This window comes from Altererythrobacter chaiwopuensis, from assembly GCF_054957735.1.
Genome location: NZ_JBTXJF010000001.1, coordinates 1821294 through 1843206, shown reverse-complemented (window position 1 = coordinate 1843206; position 21913 = coordinate 1821294). Strand labels below are relative to the sequence as shown.

The following is a 21913-nucleotide window of genomic DNA, read 5'->3' as shown; positions in this document are numbered from 1 at the left end:
TGGTCACGGGGCAAGTTCCGATCGCGGCGTTTCGCCATCGAGAAAGGGGATGCTGGTATCGGGAACGCCGTTCGCCATACGGTGTTCGCGGATACGCTCCGCATAGCTTGCAATAATATCAAACTGCGTCTGGCGCTCTCCCGCCTCAACTGCCTCGCTCGCCCGCATGGCGGCGACCTGGTGGGCATGAAGCAGTTCGTTAAGGTCCATGATGCTGGCTCCGGTGCAGGCGGATGAAGGAGGATTCACAGCGCAAGCCGGGGACACTGGTCACAGCGGCCCCGGCCAGCGTTGAACATTAGGCCCGCGGCGAGCTGGCCTGTTCCTTCTGACCCTGCTCCATCTGGAGGCTCACAGCATGCCTTACGCCGCCATCGACCTGCTTGGTTTCATAACCATAGCGCTGATCGATCTTGGGTTCCTGGCCCTGCTGCTGCAGGTCGGACTTGTTGAACGGCAGTGCATCGCCGCCCTTTTCAGGGGTAATCAGGCCCGCACCCTTGCCGCTGTCATATGATTTGATCTTGCCAAAATGGGCCATGATAAAGTTCCTTTTGTCACATGCAGGCGGCCAAAAGCGGCCGTTTGTGCACGGTGCTAAGAGGCGGAAAATAAAGGAGGTAATACTTTGCAGTATTAATAACCGTCGTTCACGACTGGTAGCATTTTAATATATAATCATTTATTTCTGACTTTCAACCAATTAAGATTCATTATTTCTTTTCGCCGATGTTTTGTTTGGACACAATTCTACACTGCATATATAGACGTAATGGGGCATTCCGCCCTGATTGGAAAACGTGATGGCCAAGGGTCAACGCAAGAAAAGCCGGGAAATCCGAAAACCCAAAGCAGACAAGGGGCCTAAACAGAATGCCAGCCAGCCCAGCCTGAAACCGGGCGGGATCAAGGGCCTGGAAAATATGAAGAACGGTTAGGTTCAGCACCCAGACCGCCGATTGACCTGCTTCGTGCGGCGGATAAGGTGCCGCCTTCAATCGCGCGCGTAGTCGCGCCCAGCCGAAAGCGGTCGCACCATGAATGATAGCACAACCCTCGCCCCCACCCTCGCTGAGGCGATGATGCAGCAGCCACTGTGGCTGCAGGCATGGATCGGCCTGTTGATGGCCGTCAATCTGGCGGCGGTGTTCTTCGTTGCCCGCCGTGGCGATAGCGGCGCGTGGAAGATCTGCTGGCCCGCGCTGGCCATTCTGGGTGCCTTTTTCGGCGCGGCGATGCTGATGAACTGGCTCTACGATCAATATGGCTATGTCCGCCTGCTGGGCCTGGCGCATCTGGTGTTCTGGACCCCGGTCTATGGCTGGATCCTGATGAAGCGCAGGGACATTGCCGACCCGGCATCGACCTTCGGCAAATATCTGATCGCCTATCTGGTGGTGGACGGCATTTCGTTGGCAGTCGATGCGCTCGACATGGTGCGATACTTCACCGGCACCGCGTAGCTGTGCGGGGCGCAGCCCTGCACGATGGAACACATGGAACACGGTCCAAAGGTAAATAGCGGCATTGTGTAACTCTAGGGTCTGTGAGGATAAGCCATCGATGGGGGCGTGTAGGAAAGCCTATCGTGCCACTTCGTCACCCCGGCGCAGGCCGGGGTCCAGTTCTCTTCACGCCAGGTGCAGTCGGAACCAGTCGGCCAGTTCGTCTTCGGAAAGCTCGCCGGCGGCAAGGGCCTGGACCTGGCGCAATGCGTCGATCTTGTCGAACGCCAGTTCGGCCGCATTCAGGGCCAGAAAGCTGCGCGCCAGCACCCATGCTGTACGCTTGTTGCCGTCAGTGAAAGGATGGTTGCGCGCAAGTCCGAAGGAATAAGCGGCGGCGAGCACACACAGATCGTTTTCGCCATACTCCCACCGGTTTCTGGGTCGCGTCAGCGCGCTTTCGAGCGCACCGGCATCGCGCACACCGGACGGTCCGCCATGTTCGGAGAGTTGGCGGTCATGGATCGCAACGGCAAGCTTGGCCGTGAGCCAGACGGGTTCGAGGCGGATGGGTTTGCCGTTCACGCGCCCACCCCCAACCCCTCCCGCAAGCGGGAGGGGAGCGAGACTTGCCAAGGCCCGAACTCGCTTCGGGGCGCGGCTAGTCGCAGCGGGGTGGGCATGGCAGGCTCAATCGGGCGCTATTTCGCCAGTTCGCGCAGGATATCGCGATCCTCGCGCATGATCCGCTCGGCCACTTCCATCTGCTCGGCAAAGGAAGGATCGGATGCGGTGATCCGGATGCCATCGGGCGCTTCGGAAACATACACCTCGTCGCCCAGCCCCACGCGCAGGCGTGCAAGCAATTCCTTGGGCAGGACGATCCCGGCGGAATTGCCGATCTTGGTAATTTTGAGAGGCTTGTTCATACGAGTGTTATAACGGAAGGTGGCGAGAGGAGCAAGCGTGGCGACTTGTACGCCGCTCGCATTCATTGTGACTCGCCTTCACATACAAATCCCCGCCGTCGCGGTATTTCTCCGCCATCTCTGCCATGCCCTTCAGCGGCAGCATCGGCCCCGCCCTGCATGCTGGCGATGGAGCATTCCATCTCTAGCCGCAGGCGGCGATGAAGGCGCGGGCAAGCTCTGGTGGTGGTGCCGGGTGCGGGCCGCTGTTCTGCGCGCCATAGTTGACCGAGATCGGCCCGCCGATCAGCGCACCAAGATTGTCCGGCACTGCGCCGGTGCCGCTCACGCCGCCGCGCTGGCTGTCACCGCGCGTATCGGCGACCAGTGCCTCGACGTTCCCGCCGCTGCCAAAGCTCAGCCGCTCCTCGCTACCGATCGGGCGGAGAGCGGGGACGTTGACGAGAATCTCGCCTTTGCGGGCGGGACAGAACAGCCTGATCACCGCATCGCCCGTGGCCGGGAACAGCAGCACCGTGCCTTCATCGCTCGTGGCGAGATTCCAGGCGGCGGGTTGCTCCGGGGGCAATGGCTGGTCCGCCTGCGGTGGAGCGGGCGTGGTGGTGGCAGAACCGCCATCTGCGGCGGGATCAGCTTCGCTGGATGGCTGCGAATTGCAGGCCGCCAGCAGGGCGATTGGCACAAGGATAAGAATTTGCTTCATATGGTCGATGTCCCTTTGGCGGGCGCGGGGTGAACGGATGGGGGTAGGTTAGTCCCCCGCCTTCACATACAGATCCCCGCCGTCGCGGTATTTCTCCGCCATCTCCGCCATTCCCTTCAGCGCGGCCTCGCGGCTCGCGGCGGCGGCTTCGGCCCCGCTCTGTATGCTGGCGATGAAGCCGTCCGCGCCCTGGTTCTGCTTGCTCGCGAAGTCCCGCACGTCCTGGCTGATCTTCATGCTGCAGAATTTCGGCCCGCACATGCTGCAGAAATGCGCGGTCTTGGCGCCTTCTGCGGGCAGGGTCTGGTCATGATATTGCTCGGCGGTATCCGGGTCCAATGACAGGTTGAACTGGTCGCGCCAGCGGAATTCGAAGCGCGCTTTGCTCAGCGCATCGTCGCGCAGCTTGGCCGCCGGGTGCCCCTTGGCCAGGTCAGCCGCGTGGGCGGCGAGCTTGTAGGTGATGACGCCCACTTTCACATCGTCCCGGTCAGGCAGGCCGAGGTGTTCCTTGGGCGTGACGTAGCAGAGCATGGCGGTGCCGTACCAGCCGATCTGCGCCGCGCCGATGCCGCTGGTGATATGGTCATATCCCGGCGCAATATCGGTGACGAGCGGGCCAAGCGTGTAGAAGGGTGCCTCGCCGCACACCTCCAGCTGCTTGTCCATGTTCTCCTTGATCTTGTTCATGGGCACATGGCCCGGCCCCTCGATCATCACCTGCACATCCTGTTTCCAGGCGCGGTGGGTGAGCTCGCCCAGCGTGTAGAGCTCGGCAAACTGCGCCTCGTCATTGGCATCGGCGATGCTGCCGGGGCGCAGACCGTCACCCAGCGAATAGGCGATGTCATAGGCCTTCATGATCTCGGTGATCTCGTCGAAATGCTCGTAGAGGAAGCTTTCCTTGTGATGCGCCAGGCACCATTTCGCCATGATCGATCCGCCACGGCTGACGATGCCGGTCACGCGCTTGGCCGCGAGCGGCACATAGGGCAGGCGCACGCCCGCATGGATGGTGAAATAGTCGACGCCCTGCTCGGCCTGCTCGATCAGCGTGTCACGGAAGATCTCCCAGGTCAGCTCCTCGGCCACGCCGCCAACCTTTTCCAGCGCCTGATAGATCGGCACGGTGCCGATCGGCACCGGCGAATTGCGCACGATCCATTCGCGCGTGTCGTGGATGTTGCGCCCGGTGCTGAGGTCCATCACCGTGTCCGCGCCCCAGCGGGTGGACCACACCATCTTGTCGACTTCGGCTGCAACGTCGCTCGCCACCGCCGAATTGCCGATATTGGCGTTGATCTTGACCAGGAAATTGCGCCCGATCGCCATCGGCTCTGACTCGGGGTGGTTGATGTTGGAGGGGATGATCGCCCTGCCCCGCGCCACCTCGTCGCGCACAAATTCCGGCGTGATGAGATCGGGGATCTGCGCGCCCCAGCTTTGCGCGAACTCGCGATTGGCCGCGATCAGTTCCTTCGCCGTTTCGCGCCCCAGATTCTCGCGCTCGGCGACATATTCCATTTCAGGCGTGATGATCCCGCGGCGGGCATAGTGCATCTGGCTAACGTTGGCCCCGGCTTTGGCGCGCAGCGGGCGCTTCACCACATTGGGGAACGGGGGCACGCCGCCCGAACGATCAGGCCCCAGCTGGCCGTTATCTTCCGGCTTGACCTCGCGCCCGTCATATTGCTCGACATCGCCGCGCGCCATGATCCATTCGCGCCGCAGCGCGGGCAGGCCGGCCTGGATGTCGATGGTTGCCTCAGGATCGGTATAGGGACCGGAGGTGTCATAGACCCGCAGGCTGGGCTCATCGCCCTCAAGGTCGATCTCGCGCATGGCAACCCGGATGCCGCTGCCGGTACGCGCGCCCACATGCACCTTGCGGCTGCCGCGGATCGGCCCGGCGGTGACACCGATTTCGAGCTTGCTGTTGATGTCGGCCATGTGAAAACTCTCCTCACAGCGGGAGAGTGGTGGCGGGAATGCGCGCGCCATCCACTCCCTCCGCCGATGCTAATCGGTTCAGGTTCGACGGGTCGTGCGGAGCATACCCACACCTCTCAGCCAGACTGCTGGCTCCCCGGGGATAGGCGTGGTCTAGGCGTTTTGCCTGACCGGGTCCATAGGCGCATGCACCTTTTCAGCCGACCTGCGTCAGCGCCAAGGCGGGGGCGGATTCGCAATCGGACGGGTGGCGTCGAACTCCACCCGGAACAATCGTGCGTTGGGTGGCTGGCGGCTCAGCTGGTAGGCGAAAATCGCACCGGGTTCACCTGCGGGGTCGATCTCGACCCGCCAGACATTGGTGACTGAGCGGTCAAGCCCGTTGGCGCGGAACATCGCCACGCTTTCCGCATCAACCGCGAAGTCCTGCGCCCGCGAGGTGCCGCCGCCAGCCGCGCCGTCTCCGCCATACATCGTCACCGCATCGTGGCTGCCGTCCTCATGCCGGTGATCGTGCTTGAGCCTGAGGCCAGAGGCGGTGCGAGTGACCAGCCATGTGCGCGAGCGATCCCAGCTGCCATCGGCACGCTGGATATGGAACGGGATGGCGATTCGCGCGGCGCTGCATTCGCGCAGCTCCATCACCATGGCCGCGCCGCGCATTTCGGCATCGGCTTCCTCGCCAGACACCAGCCGCCCGGCATAGGCCTTGCCGCAATGGCTGGACAGTGCTTGCCAGAAACGAGCCTGCGGATCAGCCTCGGGCATCGTCTGGCAGGCAGCAAGCGGCAGGGCGAGAGTGGTCAGGGCCATGGCAACTAGCGTGGATTTGCGTGTCATTGCCCCACGCTGCCAGCACAGCCGCAGCAGCGCAATAACTGGCACGCTTTGCCTGACCAGGTTTGTGTTGCCATTTGATCGCTAAACGAAGCGCATCCCGCGCTCACTCAGCTGTGAACGGGGCGATCTGGACTAAAATCGAACTATGGTTGATCTGCATGGTCAGACAGGAGGTTCAGCAAGCGGGCAAGCTCGGCAATCTCATGCGGGCTCAGCCTGGCCTCAATCGCCCGATTTACCTCGCCAAATGCTGCACGGGCTTGTTTGAGCGCATTGGTCCCTGCCGTCGTGATCAACAGATCCCATCTGCGCACATCGTCTGCCGCACGCTGCCTCTCTACATAGCCCAGCGCCATCAGCCGCCTGACCATCGCTGTCATCGCAGACTCATTTTGTTCCAGGATTCTGGCGACCTCACGCTGCGAGACAGGCGCCCTCTGGCCGATGATCATCAGCGCAGCGGCCTGTGCCGTCGTAATTTCACCTTCAGCCAGCAACGCATAATCAGCGCGCTTTTTCAGCGAATGCGCGGCGCGTTGCAGGTTGAAAAAAATGCGGCTTTCTGCGGCCGTGCCTTGCTTGCTCATTTTCCTTGCCCCAATTCCCGAGTGCAAATATACTTCACTAGTAAACTATATTCAATGAGGATTCGAAACATGGGCGCGATTGACGTTTGGGCACAAATCACGACTGAGCGGATGGCGGCACAACCATGGCTGGCACCGCTGCTTCGCTGGACCGGCCAGGACAGCGATCGTATTCTTCCGACAGTTGCATCAACAGTAGACGCCATGGATGCGGCAGGCGTCGATGTTTCGATCCTTTCAGCATGGTATGGCCCCAATGGCTCACTGATCAGCAATGAGGAAGTTTCCGAACAGATCGACACCGCGCCGGGCAGGCTGCGCGGCCTTGCCAGTGTAAATTTGAACAGGCCGATGGAAGCTGTGCGCGAAATCCGCAAATGGGTGGATGGCAAGCGTTTTGTCGGGGTGCGCGTGGTGCCATGGCTGTGGGAACTCACCCCCGACGATCGGCGATATTACCCCATCTATGCCGCATGCGTGGATGCTGGCGTGCCTTTCTGCACCCAAATTGGCCATACCGGCCCGCTGCTGACATCAGAAACCGGGCGGCCACTGCCTTATCTCGAGCGTGTGATGCTTGATTTCCCGGAACTGGTGGTTGTTGGCGGCCACGTCGGCTTCCCGTGGATCGACCAATTGCTGACCATGACGATCAAATTCCCCAATTTCCATGTCGATACATCGGCCTATGCGGTGCACCGCCTGCCACCTGCCTTTGTCGAGTATATGAAGGGGCCGGGGCGCAGCCGGGTGATGTTCGGTACCAATTGGCCGATGCTATCGCCTGCGCGCTGCCTTGAAAAGCTCGACGAACTGGGCCTCGATGACGAGAACCGCGAGGCATTCCTCTCCGGCAATGCCCGCCGCGTATTCAAACTTGGCTAAGGTCAGGTCTCCAGTGCGCGGCAGACCTTACTTCACACGAAGCGCAGCATCCCCGCGCCCGCCAGCGCCGCGCCTATCACCAGCGTCGCGATGGGCCAGCCGCGGCGCATCGCCGCCAGATTCTTGAGCCAGGTCTGGAAATAGAGATCGGAAATCGCCATCACCACCAGCGCCTCGGCCATCATCAGCCCGCCGATAGCCTTCATCAGCATCGATAGCAGGTCAGCCGAATCCCATGGATTGATGAGATAGATCGCCGCGCCGATGAACAGTTCGGCAAAGCCGCACAGCAATTGCAGCGCGGGCGATTCCTCGATTTCGAGCACCATCTGCGCCCATTTGCCCGGCGTTCTCAGCGCGCCAACCGCAACTGCAATCGCAAAGACGCCAAGCAGCGTGGCGCTCCACGCGACCGGATCGAAGGTGCTGTCCATCGCCTGTATCCTCCCCCTGCGGCTTGCGGCGATTATCCGCCCGCCAGTTCCATATCGATGTTGTCAGCAGTTTCACGGCACGGGCCGCTATAGACGAATTCCGGTGCATCGAGATCGATCCTGGGTATCTCGTCCTTTTCGCGCCAGTAATCCTGGTTGTGCCGCCATTCGGGCTTGTCACCCCGGCGCGGCAATTTGTCGAGCCCGCGCATCAGATAGCCGGGATTGAAATTGTCGCGCTCGATCCAGGGATGAAGCTCCATACCCTCATCTTCGGGTCGCAGTGCCACTTCGACCCGCGCGGCATGTTTCTCATCCATGTGGTTTAGCAGCGCGCAAACGAAATCGCCCAGCATATCGACCCGCAAGGTCCAGCTGGCGCGGAAATATCCCATCACCCACGCCATGTTGGGCACGCCGGTGAACATCATCCCGCGATAGGTGACGGTATCGTGCCAGTCGACCGGTTCGCCATCGACGACAAAGGGGATGTCGCCCATCACCGACAGGCGGAAACCGGTTGCCGCCACGATCAGGTCAGCCTCGATCTCCTCGCCCGAGGCGGTGCGCACGCCCTTTGCGGTGAAGCGTTCGATCTCGTCCGTCACGACCGTCAGCTTGCCTGCCACCGCGGCGCGGAAAACATCGCCTTCGGGGCAGAAGGCCAGCCGCTGCTGCCACACCCGGTATTTGGGGGTGAAATGCGGCTCGAACTCGAAATCGGGCTTGCCGGTAAAGGCGCGCACCAGTTCTTTCAGCTCTTCGAACACCACGTCCGGCTCTTCCTGGCAGCGCCGCGTCATCAGATCCTGGTCATGCATGATCTGCGCGCGCACGACGCGGTGGATGGTCGGTTCGTCAATGCCGATTTCGCGCAGCCGGTCGGCCAGCTCGTTCTTGTTCTCGCTGCAATAGAAATAGGTCGGCGAGCGCTGCAGCATGGTGACATGCGCGGCCTTATCGGCGAATTCGGGCACCACGGTGGCCGCAGTCGCGCCTGATCCGATCACCAGGATCCGCTTGCCGGCATAGTCATAATCCGGATCCCACAGCTGGGCGTGGACGAAGTCCCCCTTGAAATCCGTCAGCCCCCGCTCGTTCCATTCGGGCGGGATGTAGGGCGTTTCATGGTCGTAATAGCCCTGGCACATCCACAGGAATTTGCAGGTGAACACGCGCTGTGCCCCGTCTGCCAGCCGGACCGCCTCCACCGTCCACAAATTGCTTGTCCGCGAGAAGGAGCAGCGCGTGATCCGGTGGCCATAGAAGATGTGCTCACCGATCCCGTTTTCCTCGATCACCTCGCCCATATATTTGAGGATTTCCTCCGCGCTGGCGATCGGTGCGCCCACCCACGGCTTGAAGCGATAGCCGAAGGTGTAAAGATCGCTGTCCGAACGCACGCCGGGATATTTGTGCGTTTCCCAGGTTCCGCCGAATGTGTCCTTCATCTCAAGGATGGCATAGCTTTTCCCCGGGCATTGGTGCTGCAGGTGATAGGCAGAGCCGATTCCCGAGATTCCCGCCCCCGCGATCAGCACGTCCACGTGCTGGGTCTCTGTCTTCGGTTCGATGCGGTCGATGGAATTCATGGCACACTCCTCTCACGTTCAAGGATGGAGCATATAATGCAGGGGTTCATTGACCAGAATCAATTGTGGCAGGTCGCGCTTGCGGCAGGCTGCGCTATGGATAGAACGAATTGCCACAGGAGAGAAAAACGATGCCGTTCCGCATGACCGAGATGGTGGGTTGCGAATTCCCGCTGTTTGCCTTTTCGCATTGCCGCGACGTGGTTGCCGCCGTCAGCCGCGCGGGTGGTTTCGGCGTGCTGGGCGCGGTAAGCTTCACGCCTGAGCAGCTTGAGGTAGAGCTGCAGTGGATCGACGATCACATCGACGGCAAGCCTTACGGTGTCGACGTGCTGATCCCGGAGGTGCAGGCGGTCGACCATTCGGTGACGGCAGACGAGGTCATCGCGGCGATCCCGCAGCAATATCGCGATTTCACCCGGCAGATCCTGCGCGAGGCGGGGATCAGCGAAGATGCCGCCGCGCCGCTTGGCGGGTCGCAGCGGCCCAATACATCGCTGGGGCAGGAACTGCTGGAGGTGAGCTTCAATCACCCCGTGCGCCTGATCGCCAACGCGCTGGGCACCGCCCCGCCGCAGATGATCGCGGCGGGCAAGAAACACGGCATCCCGGTGGCGGCGCTGGTTGGCGCCAAGGAACATGCCATGAAGCAGATCGAGGCCGGGGTGGATATCATCGTGGCGCAGGGCGGCGAAGGCGGCGGACACTGCGGCGAGGTGTCCACCATCGTGCTGATCCCCGAAGTGCTGCAGGCGATCGAGCAGGCCGGTGCCGACATTCCAGTGCTGGCGGCGGGCGGCATCATGAACGGCAAGCAAATGGCCGGGATGATGGCAATGGGCGCTGCGGGCGCTTGGTGCGGCAGCGTGTGGCTGGCGACGAGCGAGGCGGAAACGAACGAGGTGTTCCGCGACAAGATGGTTGCTGCCACCAGCCGCGACACGATCCGTTCCAAGCACCGCACCGGCAAATACAGCCGCCAGCTGCGCAGCGGCTGGCACGCCATGTGGGAAGATGCTGGCCTGCCCGCGCTGCCCATGCCGCTGATGATGCTGCTGTCCGAACCGGCGCTGCGCGCGATCGACAAGGCGGCGGTGAACGGCAACCCCAAGGCGCGCGAGCTGTGCTCCTATTGGGTGGGCCAGGGCGTGGGGCTGGTGCGCGAAGTGACCTCTGCCGGGCAGGTGGTGCAGCAGTTCAAGCAGGATTTCGTGGCAGGATACGAGAACCTGGCCGAAGCACTGGCCTGATCGCGCTGCGCCGGGGTTTGCGTCACCGATCCCGCCACCCCGGCGGCGATGGCGCTACCCCTTCTTCGCCGCGATCCAGCGGTCGATCTTCTCCTCCAGCACCGCCAGCGGCAGCGCGCCGGTGTTCAGCACCTGGGCATGGAATTCCTTGATGTCGAACCCGTCGCCCAGCGCTTGTGCCGCCCGCTGGCGCAGTTCCTGGATCTTGAGCGCGCCAATCTTGTAGGCCAGCGCCTGGCTGGGGATGGCGATATAGCGTTCGACTTCGGCCACCACTTCAGTGCGGGTCATGCCCGAATTTTCCAGCATGAAGTCGATCGCCTGTTCGCGGCTCCAGCCCTTGGCATGGATGCCGCTGTCGACAACCAGGCGCATGGCGCGCATCTGTTCGTCCTGCAGCGTGCCATAACGGTTCCATGGGTCGTCGAAGAAGCCCATCTCGTAGCCCAGCGTTTCGGCATATAGCGCCCAGCCCTCGACAAAGGCGGTATTGCCGCCGAAGCGCATGAACGCTGGCAGGGCATCGTTCTCCTGCGCCAGGCTGATCTGGAAATGGTGCCCAGGCGCGCCCTCATGCAGATACAGCGTGACATTGCCCGTGGTCAGGCGGCTGGGCAGGTCATAGGCGTTGAAATAGAAGGTGCCCGGGCGCGAGCCGTCGGGCGTGCCCTGCTGATACGAGCCGCCGGCGCTGAACTGCTCGATCGCCGGGTCATAAGGCTGGATCTTCAGCTCGGATTTGGGAAGCAGCGAGAAATATTCGCCGATCTTTGCATCGACCTGCTTGCCGATATCGTAATAGCTCTGCGTCAGCGCTTCGCGGCTTTCGGGCTTGAACTGCGCGTCGGTGCGGACGAAGTCGAAGAATTCGTTCAGTGTGCCGGCAAAGCCGACCTCCGCCTTGAGCTTTTCCATTTCGCCCTTGATCCGGGCCACTTCGCTCAGGCCGAGATTGTGCACGTAATCGGCGGTTAGCGGCAAGGTCGTGGTCTGCTCGATCATCAGGGCATAGAGCTTTTCGCCGCCCTTCATCTGGCTGAGGCCCACGTTTTCGCGCGCGACCGGCAGATATTCGTCGCGCAGGAAATCGCGCAGCCGCTCATGCGCCTTGTAAATGTCGTTGGTCTTGGCCTTGTAAGCGGCGGCAAGGCGATCCTTGTCTGCCTGCGAGAATCCGTCCGGAAAGACCTTGAGCGGCCCCATGAACTGCGAATCCTCCACCGGAATGGCGAGCTGTGTATCGAGCTGCTTGATCACCCGGTCGATGGTCAGCCGGGTTTCCAGCACCCCGCTCTTCATGCCTTCGCGGAACTTGCCGATCGCACGGTCGGTAATCACGATGTAATCGTCATGACGGGACAGGTTGTCTTCGTAATTGGCAAGCGTCTTGAAAGGCGCCGCGCCCTGCCCGCTGGCGAAGGTGGGATAGAAAGTGTGGAAGCCCGAAAAATGGTTGACCGGGCGGACCTCGGTCAGCGCGCGCAGCTCATCGGTCTGGCCGCGCAGCGCCTGTTCCTGCTGGTATTTGAACACGTCATAGGCAAGCTGGTCAGTCTGGTTCAGTTTGGTGCGGTCGATCAGTGCCAGCAGCGCAAGGTTGAGCTGGGTATCGGTCCGGCTGGCCAGGAACTGGGCATCGGTCAGATAGTCGCCAAGCCGGCCCGCATCCTTGTCATCGCCGCGGAAAAGCCGCCCAAGCGGATTGAGCGCCAGCTCGCGCGCATCGGAATCCGCGAACAGGGCGTGGAGCTGGTCATGTTCGGATTGTTCGCTGGCCGGGGCGGCAACTGCCTGTCCGCCATGGTGGTCGGCGGCAGCTGGCGCCGCCGGCATGGCAATTGCGGCGGTAGCGAGCAGGAACGGGCGAATGAATTTCATGAATGCACCCCTGTTATGTCAAAAATCGCCGCCACTCGGGCATGGCAGCATTGCATGGCGCGTCTAATTCACGAAGTGGCGCGCGTCGGCCACCCGCTGCTCTATGAATTGCATGCCCGTTCGATGAACGGCACGGGGCCAAAACTCCGGATCAAGCGGGCCCGGCTGAAAGGCCGCGCCGGGTTTCACTCGATCACCCGGCCGCGCACCATCACCCAGTCGACATTTTCCAGCAGGCTGACATCGGCCAGGGGGTTACCTGTAACCGCGATGATATCGGCCGAATATCCGGGGGCGAGCCGGCCGATTTCCTGCTCCATCCCCAGCACGCTTGCCGCTGTGGTTGTGGCGCTGGCCAGCACTTCGCGGTCGCTCATCCCGCCCTTGCGCATCAGCGCCAGCTCGCCTGCATTTCGGCCGTGCGGAAAGACGCCCGCGTCGGTGCCGAAAGCAATCTTCACCCCCCATTTGCGCGCGCGCTCGACAATGCTTTCGGCAAAGGGCGCAACTGCCCGCACCTTCTCTTCCACCACCGGAGTGTAGAAACCCGTGCCCAGATTGGTCCTGATGGCCTGGAATGCCATCAGCGTGGGAACCAGTACTGTGCCGTTTTCGCGCATCGCCCTAGCCGCAGCTTCATCGATATAGGTGCCGTGTTCGATCGTATCGATCCCGGCTCTCGCGGCTGCTTCGATCCCGCGCGCGCCGTGGGCATGGGCGGCCACCTTGAGCCCCAGCGATTGCGCGGTACGCGCGATGCTGCGCATTTCCTCGTCGGAGAAATGCGCCTCGAGCCCGCGCCCCTGTTGCGACAGCACCCCGCCGGTGGCGGTAATCTTGATCAGGTCAGCCCCGTATTTCGAGGCCAATCGCACTTTTTCTGCACATTCGTCCGCGCCGGTGCAGGTGAAACCGCTGGCAAGCGCATCATTCACTTCCTTGCGGAAACCGCTGGTATCGCCATGCCCGCCGACGATCGCGATGGTCCGCCCCGAGGTAACGATACGCGGCCCGGGAACCAATCCCTGCTCTGTTGCGCGGCGCAGCGCCTGAGTCACCTGGTCGCTGCGCGAGCCCAGATCTCGCACCGTGGTAAAGCCCGCAAGCGCAGTGATGCGCGCATTCTTGGCCGCCACCATCGAATACCATTCAGGCGGATCCACCGCCGCCCGCCAATAATCGCCGCTGGGATCGCCTGAGATATGCGTGTGCAGATCGATCAGGCCCGCCAGCACTGTCTTGCCACGAAGATCGACATAGCGATCGGCATCCTCGAACGGCTGGTGCCCCGCCTCGATGCTGATGATGCGCCCGGCGGTAACGGTGATTGTCGCGGGTCCGCTGGGCTCGGCAGCGGCGTCGCTGATGACCGATCCGGCGTGGATGACGGTGGTATCGGCCAGTGCCGGGCTGGCTATCAGCGCCATTGCCGCACCAAGCATGGTGATGAATTTCATCGGTTTTCCTCTCGATTTGCCGGCAGTGATGCCCGCAGATGGAGCGGAACGCAAGTCGGTCCTGTGCCGAGGTTTCAGGCTAGAATACGTAAGCCACGCCGAAGATTGCGGTGAGCTGGTCGGCATCGCCGCGCAGGCTTGTAAACGGCGTAGCTGCGGCATCGCCAAGCATGCGGCGATAACCCAGCGCGCCGCCGAATATCAGCCCGCCGTCGCGGAAGTTTCCATTCAGGTCGAAGCCCGTCGCCAGCGTAACTCCGGCCTTGTGCCAGCCGCTATCGGCATCGAATTCGGGCAGGCCGCTGGCGGCGGATTGTGCGGGCGTGACCGAATAGTAGTAATCGGCGAAGTCGCCATCGACATATTGTGCACCCGCGCTCAGTGCCACAATCGCGCCGGGCCCCAACGGGGTCGAATAGGAGATGCCCGGATCGATGATTGTGCCGCGGTGGGCACCGGCCACGTCGAACAGCACGTCAATCCCGGCAGATACGCGGTCATAGCCGGTGAACACACCATTGAAGGTCACCCCCGCCTGCCCGCCCAGTTCAATGGCGGTTTTGAGCTTGCCAGCTGCTGCGACTACGTCATCCTTGATGGTTCCGGTGCGATCACTGCGGAAACGGAAAATCGGGCCAGCGGAAAAAGTCACATCGCCGCGCATGGTTTCGAGAAAATTGAACGACAGACCGGCCGCGCGCGGACGCACCCCGATCCCCTTGTAGTTGCCGGCCACGACCGGCACGGGAAACACGCGGGATTCGTCAGAACCGCTGTAGGAATTGGCATAGACGAAGCCCGCGCCCAGCGCGATCCAGTTGCCCGCAAAGATCGAGCGGGGGCGTGCCGGGGGCTCGATCGACAGGGCTAGGCCTTCTTCCTGGCTGGCGGAAGGCTCCGCTCCGCGCGCGCCATCATCATCACCGGCCGCTTGCGCTGAAAGCGGCGCAGCCACCATGGCGAGTGCAAGCGGCACGGCCAAAAGGCGAATTTTCATGGTCTGGACATTCTCCTGAATCCCTTAGCCAACGTGCCGCGTCTGCTTGCGTTCCGCAATGGCCTAGCTCGACCAAGGCGATTGCCCCATCACCCTGGCTGCCCTAGTGGCTGGATTGTAATGAACGGGCGCATGATCGATGTGGCAATTGTGGGCGGCGGGCTTGCCGGCGGGCTGATCGCGCTCGCGCTGATCCGCGCGCGGCCTGAATGCCGCATCGAGCTGATCGAGAGCGGCGCCATGCTGGGCGGCAACCATCGCTGGAGCTGGTTTGCCAGCGACCTTTCGGCTGAGGGGGAGGCGCTGCTGGCAGCCTTTCGGCAGGTGCAGTGGGATAATGGCCATGAGGTCGCTTTTCCCGCCTATCGCCGAGTGCTTGGAACCGGCTACCGCTCGCTCACCAGCGCAGATTTCCACCTCGCGCTGCAGCGCCTGCTGCCACAAGGCGCGATCCGGCTGAACACAAGCGTGGCAAGTGTGGATGCCGAAAGCGTCATGCTCGACGGCGGCGAGCGCATTACGGCGCGCACAGTGATCGACTGCCGCGGCTTTGCCCCGACACCGCATTTGCGCGGCGGCTGGCAGGTGTTCATGGGCCGGCATATCAGCTTCGATGCTGCGCACGGGATCAATCGCCCGGTCATCATGGACGCCGCCGTCACGCAGAACGCCCCGGTGGGCAATGGCGGTGCCTATCGCTTCGTCTATGTCCTGCCGATTGCCGCGCACGAGCTGTTCATCGAAGACACTTACTACGCCGATAGCCCTGAATTCGACCCTCGCCTGCTCTCGGGACGGATTGACCGCTATGCCGAGCGCCACGGGTGGGCCGATGGCACGGATGCAGGCCATGAAACCGGCGTTCTTCCGGTCATCACCGGGGGCGATTTCAACGCCTATCTCAAGCAGATGCAAGTCCCCGGGGTAGCATTGGCGGGCGCCCGTGGCGGCTTCACCCATCCGCTCACCAGCTACACCCTTCCGATCGCGGTCGAAAACGCGCTGGCGATCGCTGCACGCGGCGATCTCGCCGGGCCGCAGCTCGCTGCCTTCGTCGAAAATCGCGCGCGCGCGCACTGGCGCAAGACGGCGATCTACCGCGCCTTGGGCCGAATGTTGTTCAAGGCTGCGGAACCTGATCGCCGTGTGGACATTTTCCAAAGGTTCTATGGTTTGCCCGAAAGGCTGATCGAACGCTTTTACGCATGCCGCTCGACGCTTCCTGACAAGGCCCGCATCCTGATCGGCAAGCCGCCCGTACCTATCCCGCGTGCAATCCGCGCGCTTGCCGGCAAGGGTAACCCCTTGGCCATGGAGAAAGTCTGATGACCACGCAGACCCCGCCTTTCACGCCGCCGCTGAGAGCGAAACCGCTGGTTGATCCGGCGCGCTATGAGGGCCGCAGCGCCTGCGTGATCGGTTCCGGATTCGGGGGGCTGGCGCTGGCAATCCGGCTGCAATCGGCGGGCATTGCCACGACCGTGATCGAAGCGCGCGACAAGCCGGGCGGACGGGCCTATTTCTGGGAAAAGGAAGGCTTCACTTTCGATGGCGGGCCGACGGTGGTGACCGATCCTGACTGCCTGAAAGAGCTGTGGCAGCTGAGCGGGCACAACATGGCCGAAGATGTCGAGCTGATGCCGGTCATGCCGTTCTACCGGCTCAACTGGCCCGACGGGACAAACTTCGATTATTCGAACGACGAAGACAGCCTCAATGCCGAAATTGCCAAGCTCAATCCGGCGGATGTCGCGGGTTACCAGCGCTTCCTGGAATATTCGGCCGGAGTCTATGAGGAAGGCTATCTCAAGCTTGGTGCGGTGCCGTTCCTCGATTTCAAATCGATGCTCAAGGCGGCGCCCGCGCTGGTGAAGAAACAGGCATGGCGCAGCGTCTATTCGATGGTCTCCAGCTTCGTGAAGAGCGAAAAACTGCGTGAAGCGCTGTCATTCCATACGCTGCTGGTGGGCGGCAATCCGATGACCACCAGCGCGATCTATGCGCTGATCCACAAGCTTGAGATGGATGGCGGCGTGTGGTGGACGCGCGGCGGCACCAATCGCCTGATCGCGGGGATGGTGCGCCATTTCGAGCGGCTTGGCGGCACCATGCGGCTCGGCGATCCGGTGGTGCAGGTGCACACGCTCGGCTGCCGCGCGAGCGAGGTCGAGACTGCCAGCGGGTGGAAGCAGCGCTTCGATGCAGTGGCCAGCAATGCTGACATCATGCATTCCTATCGCGATCTCCTGAGCGGAACCAAGCGTGGGCATGATTATGCCAGGTCGCTTTCCCGCAAGAGCTTCAGCCCTGGCCTGTTCGTGGTCCATTTCGGGCTTGAGGGCACCTGGCCCGGCATCCCGCATCACATGATCCTGTTCGGTCCGCGCTATAAGGGCCTGCTGGATGACATCTATACCAGTGGCGTTCTGCCGCAGGATTTCAGCATTTACCTGCACCATCCCACGGTAACCGATCCAAGCATGGCACCCAAGGGCAAGAGCACATTCTACGCGCTGGTGCCGGTCGCCCACCTGGGCAAGCTGGCGGTCGATTGGGACCAGATCGGTCCGGTGCTCGAAAAACGCATCCTCGACGAGGTCGGCAGGCGGCTGATCCCCGATATCCATGACCGGATCGTGACCAGTTTCAGCTATGCGCCCAAGGACTTCGCTAGCGATCTGAATGCGCATCTGGGTAGCGCCTTCAGCCTCGAACCGGTGCTGTGGCAAAGCGCCTGGCTGCGCGGCCACAACCGCGACGATGTGATCGAAAACTTCTATCTTGTCGGTGCGGGCACGCATCCGGGCGCGGGCATTCCCGGCGTGGTTGGCAGCGCCAAGGCAACAGCAAGCTTGATGCTGGAGGATCTGGCAACGAAATCCTCCCCGTGACGGGAAGGGGGACCGCGACGCGAAGCGGCGGGGTGGAGGGGCGCCATGGCACGCTGCGCGAAGGGATGTTGCTCGGTCCGAATTCCTGCGACTGCGAGGTATCGCCACCACGCGCATCCCGGCCATCTTGGTGCTTGAAGATATCGAGGCGGTGATTATGCGCGTATGCGAGATTTGCAATCAACGAACGGAACTTGCCATGGTGCCCCTCCACCATCCTGCGGATGGTCCCCCTCCCCTTGCAGGGGAGGATATATGAATCGCATTGCTGTCTATTGCGGGTCCGCGACGCCGCAAGATCCACGTTACGCCGAACTCGCCCACGAGGTCGGCCGTTCGCTTGCCTTGCGCGAAATCGGCGTGGTCTATGGCGGAGGGCGGCTGGGGCTGATGGGCGCAGTGGCACGCGGCGCGCTGGAGGCGGGCGGCGAAGTGATCGGTGTGATCCCCGAAGCGCTGGTGAACAGCGAAGTCGCCAATCGCAATTGCACGGAATTGATCACCGTTTCCGGGATGCATGAGCGCAAGCAGCGCTTCACGGATCTTTCGGACGGTTTCCTGACCATTCCCGGCGGGGTCGGCACGATGGACGAATTGTGGGAAGCCATGAGCTGGGCCCAGCTTGGCTATCATTCCGATCCGGTTGGCCTGCTCAATGCGTTCGGCTTCTTCGACCATCTGATTGCCTTCAATGAAAAGATGATCGAGGTCGGGTTCGTGCGCGCGGCGCACCAGAACATCCTGATTCATTCGGATAGCCTTGGCGATTTGCTCGACAAGATGGCATCTTATCAGCCGCACATCCCGATCTTCCGCATGAAGGCCGAGGATTTGTGAGCGAGCCCAATATGTTCGCCCCGGCAAACACGCTGCGGCATACGCCGCGCGAACCGGGCGGCGGGCGGCACCGCGCACCGCTGGTCGAAAAAAGCCGTTTGGCGATCAAGCAGGGCTCAAGGAGCTTCTCTGCCGCGTCGCGCCTGTTTGATCGCATCACGCGCGAGCGGGTGTGGATGCTCTATGCCTGGTGCCGCCGCTGCGACGACCTGACCGACGCGCAGGATATGGGCGGTGCACTGGGCGAGCAGTCCGACATCGGCGAGCGGGTCAAGCATATCCGTGTGCTGACGCAGGCCGCGCTCGATGGCCAGCCGACTGCCGATCCCGCCTTCGACGCTTTCGGCCAGGTCGCCAGCGAATGCGGGCTGACGATGGAGGATGCCGAAGCGGTGATCGCAGGGTTCCAGCTTGACGCGGATGATTGGCGCCCGCGCAGCGAAGCGGATCTGATGCGCTATTGCTGGCACGTGGCGGGCGCGGTGGGCGTGATGATGGCGCTGGTTATGGGTGTAAGGCGCGAGGATGCCGACACGCTGGATCGCGCCTGCGACCTTGGCCTGGCCTTCCAGCTCGCCAATATCGCGCGCGACCTGGTGGAGGATGACGCTGCGGATCGCTGCTACCTGCCGATCGAATGGCTGGTCGAGGAAGATATCGAGCCGGGCCAGCACACCAAGCCGCATCACCGGCAGGAACTGGCTGACATGGCCGCGCGGCTGGTGCGGCGGATGGAAGTGCACGCCGCATCCTCGCGCATTGGCGCAGCGCGCCTGCCGTTTCGCAGCCGCTGGGCGGTGCTTTCCGCCGCGCGCATCTACACCGCGATCGGGCGCAAGGTGCTTGCGCGGGGCACTGCGGCGTGGGATCGCCGCGTCTATACGTCAAAGGCGCAGAAGATCGGCCATGCGGCGATCGCTTTTGTCGAGGCGCTGGTGAACCGCCCGCCCAAGCTTGGTGACCAGCCGCACTGGCGGCGCAGCGATCTTGCGGATGGCTAGCACATCGTCGCCCCGGACTTGATCCGGGGTCCCGCTTCTTGCGCCAGGAAGGAAGTAAGCGGGATCCCGGCTCGGAGGCCGGGATGACGTTGAAGGAACGGTTTTCTTTTTGGCGCAGTGGTTCTAACTCGCTCCCATGATCACCAAGCTCCTCATTGCCAATCGCGGCGAGATTGCCTGCCGCATTATCCGCACCGCGCGTGCCATGGGGATCGCCACAGTGGCGGTCTATTCGGATGCCGATGCCAAGGCGCTGCATGTGCGCCAGGCGGACGAGGCCGTGCATATCGGCCCCTCGCCCGCTGCGGAGAGCTATCTGGTCGGCGCGAAGATCATCGCCGCTGCGCAGCAGACCGGGGCAGACGCGATCCATCCGGGTTACGGCTTTCTTAGCGAGAACGCCGACTTCGCGCAGGCAGTGATCGACGCAGGCCTGATCTGGGTCGGCCCCAAGCCCGCCAGCATCCGCGCCATGGGTCTGAAGGACGCGGCCAAGCAGCTGATGCGCAGCGCGGGCGTGCCGGTGACGCCGGGCTATGACGGCGCGGATCAATCGGTCGAGCGCCTGACCAAGGAAGCCGAGGCGATCGGATATCCCGTGCTGATCAAGGCGGTCGCGGGTGGCGGCGGCAAGGGGATGCGCAAGGTCGATGCGGCGGCGGATTTCGCAGCCGCGCTGGAGAGCTGCCGCCGCGAGGCCAAGGCGAGTTTCGGCAATGACGAGGTGCTGCTGGAAAAGTGGATCACCTCGCCCCGCCATATCGAAGTGCAGGTGTTCGGCGATGCCCACGGCAACGTCGTCCACCTGTTTGAGCGCGACTGCTCGCTCCAGCGCCGCCACCAGAAGGTGATCGAGGAAGCCCCCGCCCCCGGCATGGACGAGGCGACGCGCGAGGCGATCTGCGCCGCCGCCGTGCGTGCGGCGAAAGCGGTCGATTACGAGGGCGCGGGCACGGTGGAATTCATCGCCGATGCTTCAGAGGGCCTGCGCGCCGACCGCATCTTCTTCATGGAGATGAACACGCGCCTTCAGGTCGAGCACCCCGTCACCGAGGAGATCACCGGGGTCGATCTGGTCGAATGGCAATTGCGCGTAGCGAGCGGCGAGCCGCTGCCGCTCGGCCAAGAGGAGCTTTCGATCAACGGCCACGCGATTGAGGCGCGGCTCTATGCGGAAGACCCGGCAAGGGGGTTTTTGCCGAGCACGGGGCGGTTGGCTTATCTCAAATTACCTCTTGGTCTCAGTCGAACTTTTACCACGCGCGTCGACACCGGTGTGGAGGAAGGCGATTCAGTTTCTCCGTTTTACGATCCAATGATTGCCAAGCTCATCGTGCATGCAAGGGACCGCGAGTTCGCCATCGATGCCCTACGGGTTACAACAGGCGGCACAAAATGTTGGCCCGTAAAGTCGAACGCCGGATTTCTAAATCGCCTTCTCAACGACAAGGTCTTTGAGGACGGATCAATGGATACGGGGCTGATCGGCAATCGTATCGAGAAATTCATTCCGGAATCCGAAGCATCGCAAAAGGTCTTGCAGTCGGTTGCACACATGGCGGTCGATCATGCGCTGGGCGGACGAGCAAGCACCATTCGTGAAACCTATCTGGAGACCGACGCAGGGCCTTGGTCGAATGTCGGCTTTCGTCTGAATCGTGACGCTGAGCCAGTTTGGCTCCGACTAAGCGACGGCGCACAGGAGTATGACGTCGAGTTTGCTGACCAGTCGATTGACGATAGCCTATGGGTCGAAGCTACTCCTTTTGGCTATGCAGTTGGCGAAAACGGCGTCACTCGCCTGTTTACTGTTGCGCGCGAAGAGGGAGATGGAAACCACCACGCCCACGACGGCGATATCCTCGCCCCTATGCCGGGCAAGGTCATCGCGGTCGATGTCGCGGAAGGCGAGGTCGTCACCGCCGGGCAGCGGCTCATGGTGCTGGAAGCGATGAAGATGGAACACGCCCTCACCGCGCCCTTCGACGGGGTGATCGAGGGGCTTTCGGTTAGCGCCGGCTCGCAGGTGCAGGTCGAGGCGGTGTTGTGCCAGGTGGTGCCGGTGGAGGAGGGCGAAGCCTAACCCCCCTTCCCTGGAGGGAAGGGGCTGGGGGATGGGTGTGCAACGCCCGTGAATGCCGAACCCCCACCCCCGGCCCCTCCCCAACGGGAGGGGAGAAGATGCCGACACCTATTTTCGTCATTGCGAGCGTAAGCGGATACGCAGTAGGCCAGAG

At 62.4% G+C, this 21913-nt stretch carries 22 protein-coding genes and 1 riboswitch; of the genes, 9 read left to right on the top strand and 13 right to left on the bottom strand.

What is annotated here, in order from left to right:
- Positions 1 to 3: 3 nt before the first annotated feature.
- Positions 4 to 210 (bottom strand): hypothetical protein, encoded by a 207-nt coding sequence (locus ACX3VQ_RS08990; RefSeq protein ID WP_462570331.1) that lies wholly within the window; start codon positions 208 to 210, stop codon positions 4 to 6.
- 88 nt (positions 211 to 298) lie between these two features.
- Complete coding sequence (locus ACX3VQ_RS08985; protein WP_462580591.1) at positions 299 to 541, bottom strand: cold-shock protein; 243 nt, start codon at positions 539 to 541, stop codon at positions 299 to 301.
- Between the two features lie 262 nt (positions 542 to 803).
- Here ACX3VQ_RS08985 and ACX3VQ_RS08980 point away from each other — a divergent pair, with 262 nt between their 5' ends.
- Positions 804 to 938 carry a hypothetical protein gene (locus ACX3VQ_RS08980; protein WP_462570333.1) on the top strand — a complete coding sequence of 45 codons (135 nt, stop codon included), beginning with the start codon at positions 804 to 806 and terminating at the stop codon, positions 936 to 938.
- A gap of 99 nt (positions 939 to 1037) precedes the next feature.
- Complete coding sequence (locus ACX3VQ_RS08975; RefSeq protein ID WP_462580590.1) at positions 1038 to 1463, top strand: hypothetical protein; 426 nt, start codon at positions 1038 to 1040, stop codon at positions 1461 to 1463.
- A gap of 168 nt (positions 1464 to 1631) precedes the next feature.
- On the opposite strand, the gene ACX3VQ_RS08970 is transcribed toward ACX3VQ_RS08975, so the two are convergent.
- From ACX3VQ_RS08970 to ACX3VQ_RS08945, 6 genes are all read right to left on the bottom strand, one after another.
- Positions 1632 to 2030, bottom strand: coding sequence for a type II toxin-antitoxin system death-on-curing family toxin (locus ACX3VQ_RS08970; RefSeq protein WP_462580588.1), 399 nt, complete (start codon positions 2028 to 2030; stop codon positions 1632 to 1634).
- A gap of 116 nt (positions 2031 to 2146) precedes the next feature.
- Complete coding sequence (locus ACX3VQ_RS08965; protein WP_462580586.1) at positions 2147 to 2374, bottom strand: AbrB/MazE/SpoVT family DNA-binding domain-containing protein; 228 nt, start codon at positions 2372 to 2374, stop codon at positions 2147 to 2149.
- A gap of 184 nt (positions 2375 to 2558) precedes the next feature.
- Entirely contained in the window at positions 2559 to 3077 is a 519-nt protein-coding gene (locus ACX3VQ_RS08960; protein ID WP_462580585.1) for a hypothetical protein, read from the bottom strand.
- Between the two features lie 48 nt (positions 3078 to 3125).
- Positions 3126 to 5027 carry a phosphomethylpyrimidine synthase ThiC gene (thiC, locus tag ACX3VQ_RS08955; protein WP_462580584.1) on the bottom strand — a complete coding sequence of 634 codons (1902 nt, stop codon included), beginning with the start codon at positions 5025 to 5027 and terminating at the stop codon, positions 3126 to 3128.
- 37 nt (positions 5028 to 5064) lie between these two features.
- A riboswitch (TPP riboswitch) is annotated at positions 5065 to 5176 on the bottom strand.
- Between the two features lie 61 nt (positions 5177 to 5237).
- Entirely contained in the window at positions 5238 to 5867 is a 630-nt protein-coding gene (locus ACX3VQ_RS08950; protein WP_462580583.1) for a hypothetical protein, read from the bottom strand.
- A gap of 143 nt (positions 5868 to 6010) precedes the next feature.
- On the bottom strand, positions 6011 to 6454 hold the full coding sequence (locus ACX3VQ_RS08945; RefSeq protein ID WP_462580582.1) for a MarR family winged helix-turn-helix transcriptional regulator: 444 nt from the start codon (positions 6452 to 6454) through the stop codon (positions 6011 to 6013).
- A gap of 69 nt (positions 6455 to 6523) precedes the next feature.
- Between ACX3VQ_RS08945 and ACX3VQ_RS08940 the strand changes: the two genes are divergently transcribed.
- Positions 6524 to 7339 carry an amidohydrolase family protein gene (locus ACX3VQ_RS08940; RefSeq protein ID WP_462580581.1) on the top strand — a complete coding sequence of 272 codons (816 nt, stop codon included), beginning with the start codon at positions 6524 to 6526 and terminating at the stop codon, positions 7337 to 7339.
- A gap of 32 nt (positions 7340 to 7371) precedes the next feature.
- Here ACX3VQ_RS08940 and ACX3VQ_RS08935 read toward each other — a convergent pair whose 3' ends face one another.
- Complete coding sequence (locus tag ACX3VQ_RS08935; RefSeq protein ID WP_462580578.1) at positions 7372 to 7773, bottom strand: hypothetical protein; 402 nt, start codon at positions 7771 to 7773, stop codon at positions 7372 to 7374.
- Between the two features lie 32 nt (positions 7774 to 7805).
- The gene (locus tag ACX3VQ_RS08930; RefSeq protein WP_462580576.1) at positions 7806 to 9365 is read right to left on the bottom strand and encodes a flavin-containing monooxygenase; all 1560 of its coding nucleotides are present in this window, start codon (positions 9363 to 9365) and stop codon (positions 7806 to 7808) included.
- Positions 9366 to 9496: 131 nt separating this feature from the next.
- Between ACX3VQ_RS08930 and ACX3VQ_RS08925 the strand changes: the two genes are divergently transcribed.
- Positions 9497 to 10615, top strand: coding sequence for an NAD(P)H-dependent flavin oxidoreductase (locus ACX3VQ_RS08925; protein WP_462580574.1), 1119 nt, complete (start codon positions 9497 to 9499; stop codon positions 10613 to 10615).
- A 54-nt stretch (positions 10616 to 10669) separates the two neighbouring features.
- Here the strand turns inward: ACX3VQ_RS08925 and ACX3VQ_RS08920 are convergent, their stop codons facing one another.
- From ACX3VQ_RS08920 to ACX3VQ_RS08910, 3 genes are all read right to left on the bottom strand, one after another.
- The gene (locus ACX3VQ_RS08920) at positions 10670 to 12493 is read right to left on the bottom strand and encodes a DUF885 domain-containing protein (protein ID WP_462580572.1); all 1824 of its coding nucleotides are present in this window, start codon (positions 12491 to 12493) and stop codon (positions 10670 to 10672) included.
- 185 nt (positions 12494 to 12678) lie between these two features.
- Positions 12679 to 13950, bottom strand: a complete 1272-nt coding sequence (locus tag ACX3VQ_RS08915) for a metal-dependent hydrolase family protein (protein ID WP_462580570.1) — start codon at positions 13948 to 13950, stop codon at positions 12679 to 12681.
- Positions 13951 to 14029: 79 nt separating this feature from the next.
- Positions 14030 to 14947 carry a MipA/OmpV family protein gene (locus tag ACX3VQ_RS08910; RefSeq protein ID WP_462580568.1) on the bottom strand — a complete coding sequence of 306 codons (918 nt, stop codon included), beginning with the start codon at positions 14945 to 14947 and terminating at the stop codon, positions 14030 to 14032.
- Positions 14948 to 15079: 132 nt separating this feature from the next.
- On the opposite strand from ACX3VQ_RS08910, the gene crtY reads away from it, so the two are divergent.
- The 5 genes from crtY (at position 15080) to ACX3VQ_RS08885 (ending at position 21759) form a co-directional block, all read left to right on the top strand.
- Entirely contained in the window at positions 15080 to 16273 is a 1194-nt protein-coding gene (gene crtY, locus ACX3VQ_RS08905; protein WP_462580566.1) for a lycopene beta-cyclase CrtY, read from the top strand.
- Positions 16273 to 17838 carry a phytoene desaturase gene (locus ACX3VQ_RS08900; protein WP_462580564.1) on the top strand — a complete coding sequence of 522 codons (1566 nt, stop codon included), beginning with the start codon at positions 16273 to 16275 and terminating at the stop codon, positions 17836 to 17838. The genes crtY and ACX3VQ_RS08900 overlap by 1 nt, the downstream gene beginning before the upstream one ends.
- A 255-nt stretch (positions 17839 to 18093) precedes the next feature.
- Positions 18094 to 18675 carry an LOG family protein gene (locus ACX3VQ_RS08895; protein WP_462570350.1) on the top strand — a complete coding sequence of 194 codons (582 nt, stop codon included), beginning with the start codon at positions 18094 to 18096 and terminating at the stop codon, positions 18673 to 18675.
- A gap of 11 nt (positions 18676 to 18686) precedes the next feature.
- Entirely contained in the window at positions 18687 to 19676 is a 990-nt protein-coding gene (locus ACX3VQ_RS08890) for a phytoene/squalene synthase family protein (protein WP_462580738.1), read from the top strand.
- A 136-nt stretch (positions 19677 to 19812) separates the two neighbouring features.
- The gene (locus ACX3VQ_RS08885) at positions 19813 to 21759 is read left to right on the top strand and encodes an acetyl/propionyl/methylcrotonyl-CoA carboxylase subunit alpha (RefSeq protein ID WP_462580562.1); all 1947 of its coding nucleotides are present in this window, start codon (positions 19813 to 19815) and stop codon (positions 21757 to 21759) included.
- Positions 21760 to 21913 lie beyond the last annotated feature (154 nt).

Excerpts from the sequence above, each read along its gene's own strand:
- ACX3VQ_RS08990 (WP_462570331.1), bottom strand. The coding sequence starts at position 210 with ATGGACCTTAACGAACTGCTTCATGCCCACCAGGTCGCCGCCATGCGG.
- ACX3VQ_RS08985 (WP_462580591.1), bottom strand. The coding sequence starts at position 541 with ATGGCCCATTTTGGCAAGATCAAATCATATGACAGCGGCAAGGGTGCG.
- ACX3VQ_RS08980 (WP_462570333.1), top strand. The coding sequence starts at position 804 with ATGGCCAAGGGTCAACGCAAGAAAAGCCGGGAAATCCGAAAACCCAAA.
- ACX3VQ_RS08975 (WP_462580590.1), top strand. The coding sequence starts at position 1,038 with ATGAATGATAGCACAACCCTCGCCCCCACCCTCGCTGAGGCGATGATG.
- ACX3VQ_RS08965 (WP_462580586.1), bottom strand. The coding sequence starts at position 2,374 with ATGAACAAGCCTCTCAAAATTACCAAGATCGGCAATTCCGCCGGGATC.
- ACX3VQ_RS08960 (WP_462580585.1), bottom strand. The coding sequence starts at position 3,077 with ATGAAGCAAATTCTTATCCTTGTGCCAATCGCCCTGCTGGCGGCCTGC.
- thiC (WP_462580584.1), bottom strand. The coding sequence starts at position 5,027 with ATGGCCGACATCAACAGCAAGCTCGAAATCGGTGTCACCGCCGGGCCG.
- ACX3VQ_RS08950 (WP_462580583.1), bottom strand. The coding sequence starts at position 5,867 with ATGACACGCAAATCCACGCTAGTTGCCATGGCCCTGACCACTCTCGCC.
- ACX3VQ_RS08945 (WP_462580582.1), bottom strand. The coding sequence starts at position 6,454 with ATGAGCAAGCAAGGCACGGCCGCAGAAAGCCGCATTTTTTTCAACCTG.
- ACX3VQ_RS08940 (WP_462580581.1), top strand. The coding sequence starts at position 6,524 with ATGGGCGCGATTGACGTTTGGGCACAAATCACGACTGAGCGGATGGCG.
- ACX3VQ_RS08935 (WP_462580578.1), bottom strand. The coding sequence starts at position 7,773 with ATGGACAGCACCTTCGATCCGGTCGCGTGGAGCGCCACGCTGCTTGGC.
- ACX3VQ_RS08930 (WP_462580576.1), bottom strand. The coding sequence starts at position 9,365 with ATGAATTCCATCGACCGCATCGAACCGAAGACAGAGACCCAGCACGTG.
- ACX3VQ_RS08925 (WP_462580574.1), top strand. The coding sequence starts at position 9,497 with ATGCCGTTCCGCATGACCGAGATGGTGGGTTGCGAATTCCCGCTGTTT.
- ACX3VQ_RS08920 (WP_462580572.1), bottom strand. The coding sequence starts at position 12,493 with ATGAAATTCATTCGCCCGTTCCTGCTCGCTACCGCCGCAATTGCCATG.
- ACX3VQ_RS08915 (WP_462580570.1), bottom strand. The coding sequence starts at position 13,950 with ATGAAATTCATCACCATGCTTGGTGCGGCAATGGCGCTGATAGCCAGC.
- ACX3VQ_RS08910 (WP_462580568.1), bottom strand. The coding sequence starts at position 14,947 with ATGAAAATTCGCCTTTTGGCCGTGCCGCTTGCACTCGCCATGGTGGCT.
- crtY (WP_462580566.1), top strand. The coding sequence starts at position 15,080 with ATGATCGATGTGGCAATTGTGGGCGGCGGGCTTGCCGGCGGGCTGATC.
- ACX3VQ_RS08900 (WP_462580564.1), top strand. The coding sequence starts at position 16,273 with ATGACCACGCAGACCCCGCCTTTCACGCCGCCGCTGAGAGCGAAACCG.
- ACX3VQ_RS08895 (WP_462570350.1), top strand. The coding sequence starts at position 18,094 with ATGAATCGCATTGCTGTCTATTGCGGGTCCGCGACGCCGCAAGATCCA.
- ACX3VQ_RS08890 (WP_462580738.1), top strand. The coding sequence starts at position 18,687 with ATGTTCGCCCCGGCAAACACGCTGCGGCATACGCCGCGCGAACCGGGC.
- ACX3VQ_RS08885 (WP_462580562.1), top strand. The coding sequence starts at position 19,813 with ATGATCACCAAGCTCCTCATTGCCAATCGCGGCGAGATTGCCTGCCGC.